Source organism: Citrobacter sp. S46_ASV_140, from assembly GCF_018919545.1.
GTDB classification, from domain to species: Bacteria; Pseudomonadota; Gammaproteobacteria; order Enterobacterales; family Enterobacteriaceae; genus Citrobacter; species Citrobacter braakii.
In genome coordinates, this window is sequence record NZ_JAHLRC010000298.1 from 1 (window position 1) to 344 (window position 344).

Annotated in this window: 1 tRNA gene; it reads right to left on the reverse strand. The window is 53.8% G+C overall.

The features are described from left to right. Nucleotides 1–16: 16 nt before the first annotated feature. Nucleotides 17–93, reverse strand: a tRNA-Arg gene (locus KQJ19_RS23875). Nucleotides 94–344 lie beyond the last annotated feature (251 nt).

Below are 344 nucleotides of genomic sequence, written 5' to 3' on the forward strand. Positions count from 1 at the left end.
GTTATCTCGGAGAAGATGGTGCATCCGGGAGGATTCGAACCTCCGACCGCTCGGTTCGTAGCCGAGTACTCTATCCAGCTGAGCTACGGATGCATCGGGAAACTTGCTTTACTGCCGATATTGATATCGTAATGAGCGATATCAAGTAAGAGATGGTGCATCCGGGAGGATTACTCGGCTGCGCCTCGCCCTGTGGGCCGTTGCTGAAGCAACGTTATCCTCCCTGGTGCTCGCGATTATCTCGCAGACCATGAAACAACAGTTGTGCTGTTATCTCGGAGAAGATGGTGCATCCGGGAGGATTCGAACCTCCGACCGCTCGGTTCGTAGCCGAGTACTCTATC